General features: G+C 71.9%; 3 protein-coding genes. All 3 read left to right on the top strand.

Annotation, left to right across the window (positions count from 1 at the left end; all coding sequences use genetic code 11):
• The first annotated feature begins 361 nt into the window (after positions 1-361).
• Positions 362-3,862 carry a nitrate- and nitrite sensing domain-containing protein gene (locus C7C46_RS30080; protein ID WP_245985188.1) on the top strand — a complete coding sequence of 1,167 codons (3,501 nt, stop codon included), beginning with the start codon at positions 362-364 and terminating at the stop codon, positions 3,860-3,862.
• A 10-nt stretch (positions 3,863-3,872) separates the two neighbouring features.
• On the top strand, positions 3,873-4,286 hold the full coding sequence (locus C7C46_RS30075) for a roadblock/LC7 domain-containing protein (RefSeq protein WP_035797811.1): 414 nt from the start codon (positions 3,873-3,875) through the stop codon (positions 4,284-4,286).
• Between the two features lie 210 nt (positions 4,287-4,496).
• Positions 4,497-5,068 (top strand): DUF742 domain-containing protein (locus C7C46_RS30070; RefSeq protein WP_110673092.1); only part of this gene is annotated, 572 nt, incomplete at its 3' end.

The raw sequence follows: 5,068 nt of genomic DNA, 5'->3' as shown, positions 1-5,068 counted from the left end.
CCTCCTCGCCCGCCTGCGCTGACCGCGAGCACGAGCGTGACAAGCGGGGACCTCGGTCGAGGTCCCCGCTGGGTATCGGATAACGGTTCGGTAGGCATTTCGGACGTTTTCCTGACAGAGCGTGGTGGTTCCGGTTCACTCGGCTCACCGCGCCCGGGGCATTCGCGACCCATGTGACCGAATGTCCGATTTGCGCACGACGTGTGGGAACACCGGAGCTGTTTGTCCCGGTCATCCGCACGTGCTGAAATGCGAGCTACCCCGAAGTACAAGGCAGTTCCACCCCACAGCGGGGACGCGGCCAGGGGGAAGCCGCCGGATTGATCCATGGCCGCCGAGTCGGCCGAGAGGTTGTTGTCGAGTGAGGCGTAAGCAGCCAGACACCCCGCAGCGGCGCCCCGAGCCCCGCGAGACCGACCGAAGCGCCCAGGCCGCCGGCGGCGCCTTCTCGCCCTTCGCGGCGGCCGGCGAGCGCACCGCGCCCGGCGCCACACCCCCCGGGGTCGGTGACTCGGGCCGAGGGCGGGACACCCTGTCCAGCACGGTCGCCAACGCCCGGTCAACGGGCGGCGGCCGCTACGAGTTCCTGGCCTTCCGGAACTGGCGGGTGCCCACCCGACTGATGGCGATCATGCTGATCCCGGTCGTCATCGGCCTGGTCTTCGGCGGTCTGCGCGTCAACACCTCGTTCGACAGCTACGTCAAGGCCAGCCACTCCGAGCGCGCCGCCGAGCTGGCCCGCGCGGCCACCTCGCTGGCCGACGCGCTGGAGAACGAGCGTGACCTGACCCTGATCCCGCTGATGACCGGTCAGGACGGGCAGAACGAGGTCGCCCGCTACCGCGGGCTGACCGACAAGGCGATCAAGGACTACCAGGCCGCGTACGCCAAGGTGGCCGGCGACAACGACAGCGAGATCAGCCGCCGCGACCAGGCCGCCGAGTCGGTGCTCGCCAGCCTGCCGCACCTGCGTACCAACGCCTACAAGCCGGAGCTGTACGCCAGCGCCACCCAGGCCGCGTACTCCGCGATGATCTCCCCGCTGATGGCCTTCGACAACTCGGTCGGTACCGGCAGCTCCACGGGTGTGGCCCGTGGCCGCGCCATCTACGCCGTCTCGCTGGCCAAGGCCTCCGCCTCGACCCAGCGTGACCTGATGCTCCAGCTGCTGGTCGGCATCTCGCTCAACAAGACCACCCGGCACGAGAACTCGGAGCTGATCCAGGACCTGCTGGTGTCGGCCAAGCTCGAGCAGGTCTCGCTGACCGAGTTCCAGAACGGCTCCAGCCCCGAGGACGGCCGCACCTACGCCGACCAGCTGGTCCAGCAGGCGCAGGCCGACACCCACGTGCCGCAGCGGATGCCGGACGGCCAGACCATCCCGACCGTCGCCGGTCTGATGAACATCGCGCTGGCCTACTCCGAGGCCGCCCAGGCCGGCCAGCTGTTCGGCAAGCAGGCCGCCGACCAGGCACTGGAGAACGCCCAGGACGCCGGGCTGAACCCGCCGAACTGGCTGCAGGCCACCAACAGCCACCTCAAGCCGCTGCGCGGCACCGAGACCATCCTGATCGACAGCGTCGTGAACGAGGCGGTCGCCACCAAGGACAACGCCCAGACCGACGCCATCCTCAACGCGGCGATCGTGATCGCGGCGCTGGCCCTGGCCGGTCTGCTCACCGGGTTCATCGCCCGCTCGATGATCCTGGGCATGCGCACCCTGAACACCGCGGCGCTGGAGATCGCCAACCACCGCCTGCCCGACCTGGTCGAGAAGCTCTCCAAGACCGACCCGGACCGGGTCGACACCAACGTGGAGCTCATCCCGCTCTGGGGCAGGGACGAGATCGGCGAGGTGGCCCGCGCCTTCGACCAGGTCCACCGGCAGGCGGTCTCGCTCGCCGCCGAGCAAGCCCTGCTCCGAGGCAACCTGAACGCGATCTTCTCCAACCTGTCGCGCCGCAGCCAGGGCCTGATCCAGCGCCAGCTGGCGCTGATCACCGACCTGGAGAACAACGAGGCCGACCCGGACCAGCTGGAGAACCTGTTCAAGCTGGACCACCTGGCCACCCGCATGCGCCGCAACGGCGAGAACCTGCTGGTCCTCGCCGGCGAGGAGCCGGGCCGCCGGTGGAACACCCCGGTGCCGCTGGTCGACGTGCTGCGTGCGGCCGCCTCCGAGGTGGAGCAGTACGAGCGCATCGAGCTCTCCGGCATCCCGGAGGCCGAGGTCACCGGCGCCGCGGTGACCGACCTGGTCCACCTGCTGGCCGAGCTGCTGGAGAACGCGACCTCGTTCTCCAGCCCGCAGACCCGGGTCCACGTCACCGCGACCCGGCTGCCGGACGGCCGGGTGCTGGTCGAGATCCACGACAAGGGCATCGGCCTGACCGCCGAGGACTTCGCCGAGATCAACGAGAAGCTGGCCGAGCCGCCCACCGTGGACGCCTCGATCTCCCGCCGGATGGGCCTGTTCGTGGTCGGCCGGCTCTCCGACCGGCACGACATCCGGGTCCAGCTGCGCCCCTCCGGCGAGTCGGCCGGCACCACCTCTCTGGTCATGCTCCCGGCCGCGATCACCCAGCTGCGGCACGCACCGGAGCCGGAGGAGCAGTTCACCGTCTCGCGGATCTTCGCCGAGCAGGAGGCCCCGGCCCCCGGCGGCTGGGAGCAGGAGCTCTACGGCACCCGCAGCGCCGCGGAGCTGGGCTTCGACGACAACCTGGCGGCGGCCGGTGGTGCGGCCGGCGGCTTCAGCCCCGCGCTGGACTCGATGCAGCGCTCGCTGCGGCTGGAGCAGCGCCGCCGGGCGGCGCTGGAGTCCGGTGAGGACGAGGCGGCCGAGCCGCTCGACCCGGCACTGCCCGCCCAGCCGTCGCCGTCCGGCTACGAGCCCGCCGCGGCGGAGCAGCCGTACCAGCCGCAGGCGTACGAGCAGCCCTACGAGGGCGGCTACCAGGCCGAGGAGCAGGCGCAGGAGGGCTACCGGGCCGACTGGGCGCAGCCGCAGTACGAGCAGCCCGGGTACCAGCCGGCCGGCGGCCACCCGGCGGAGCAGACCGAGTACGTCGAGGCCGAGTTCGTCGAGAACGAGGCCTACCAGGGCGGCTACTACGGCGAGCAGGGCTACCAGGAGCCGTACCAGCAGCAGCAGTACCAGGGCGGCTACTACGACCAGCAGCAGCCGTACGCCGAGTCCGGCTACGCCGAGTACGAGCAGTCGTACCAGGAGCCGGCCGCCGGCCACCCGTACCCGGAGCAGCAGCAGCCCGCGCTGCCGGCCGCGCCCGCCGGGTCGCCCAACGACACGCTGGGCTCCGGCCTGCCGCAGCGCCGCCCCGGCCAGCAGCTGGCCAGCGGCCCCGGGCTCGGTGCCCGGGCGATCGGCGGCCTGGACACCGGTGAGCAGCCCAACTGGTTCACCGGCGCCAAGGACACCTCGGGTTCCGACCCGGCCGCCCGCGGCCACCAGGTGTCCCAGCTGGGCGCCTCCGGACCGACCGGTCCGACCGGACCCGCCGGAGCGGCCGCGGGCCCCTGGCCCTCCCGCAACGACGAGTCGTGGCAGCGCGCCGAGCAGGTGCGCGAGCCCGCGGCCGGCGGAGTGACCGGAGCGGGTCTGCCGCGCCGGGTGCCCAAGCAGAACCTGGTCCCCGGCAACGCCAAGCCGGTGGCTACGGACGGGCCCCAGGTCTCCCGCAACCCCGAGGAGGTCCGCGGCCGGCTGACCAACCTGCGCCGCGGAGTGGAGCAGGGCCGTAACGCCGGTGGGGACCCCGGCAGTACGGGTAGCTTCCGGATCGACCCACAGCAGAACGACAGCACCGATCTCTTCGGCGGCTCGAACCACCAGGAGCGTTGAGTTGACTCAGATGAGCCAGGCCGCACAGAACCTGAACTGGCTGATCACCAATTTCGTGGACAACACCCCCGGGGTGTCGCACACGGTGGTGGTCTCCGCCGACGGTCTCCTGCTCGCCATGTCCGAAGGCTTCCCCCGCGACCGCGCCGACCAGCTCGCCGCCGTCGCCTCCGGCCTCACCTCCCTCACCTCCGGCGCCAGCCGGATCTTCGAGGGCGGCGACGTCAACCAGACCGTCGTGGAGATGGAACGCGGCTTCCTCTTCCTGATGGCCGTCAGCGACGGCTCCTCCCTGGCCGTCCTCGCCTCCCCCGACTCCGACATCGGCCTCGTCGGCTACGAGATGGCCCTCCTCGTCGACCGCGCCGGAGCCGTCCTCACCCCCGCCCTGCGGGCCGAACTGCAGGGCAGCCTGCTGCACTGACAGTCCGTTCGACTGATGCCCCGTCAGCAGGACCCCGGTGCTGGCATGCTGTCAGTTCCGTAGTACTTGTAGTATCCAACCGCCCGCTCCGGGCCCGCTCCGGCGGGCTCGGATTCGGGCGTTGTACGGCCCCTCGCACCACCGGTCCGGCCGGTCCGGACCGTCACCGCACCTTGCAACGCACCGCAGCACCCTGTGAGGAGAGGAACCGTGACACCGCCCGACGACCGCCAGGGCCAGTACGGCGTTCCGTACCCCGGCACCGGCCACGACGCGTTCGGGGCACCCGGCTCCGGCCACGCTCCCCAGTACGGCCAGCCGCAGTACGGCCGGCCGGCGGCTGCGTACCCGCAGTCCGGCCAGTACCCGGAGCAGGGCCAGTACCCGGAGCAGCAGCAGCCGGCCTACGTCCCGCAGCCGGCCGCTGAGCCGGCGCCCTCCTACCAGGGCGAGGACGAGGAGGAGAGCGGCCCGCTGATCCGGCCGTTCGCCATGACGGGCGGGCGGACCCGGCCGCGGTACGAGCTGGCCCTGGAGGCGCTGGTCTCGGCCACCGTGGACCCGGCGCGGCTGGCCACCCTGCTGCCGGAGCACCAGCGGATCTGCGGCCTGTGCGCCGGCGAGGTGAAGTCGGTGGCCGAGGTCTCCGCGCTCCTCTCGCTGCCGCTGGGGGTGGCCCGGATCCTCGTGGCCGACCTGGCCGAAGCCGGCCTGGTCGCCATCCACCAGCCCGCCGCCGGGGGCGAATCCGGCAACCAGCCCGACGTCACGCTGCTCGAAAG

Origin of the sequence: Streptomyces tateyamensis, from assembly GCF_003205575.1 — a bacterium.
Classification (GTDB): Bacteria; Actinomycetota; Actinomycetes; order Streptomycetales; family Streptomycetaceae; genus Kitasatospora; species Kitasatospora tateyamensis.
The sequence above is the reverse complement of the archived record's forward strand: the minus strand, read 5'-3'. Positions and strand labels throughout refer to the sequence as shown.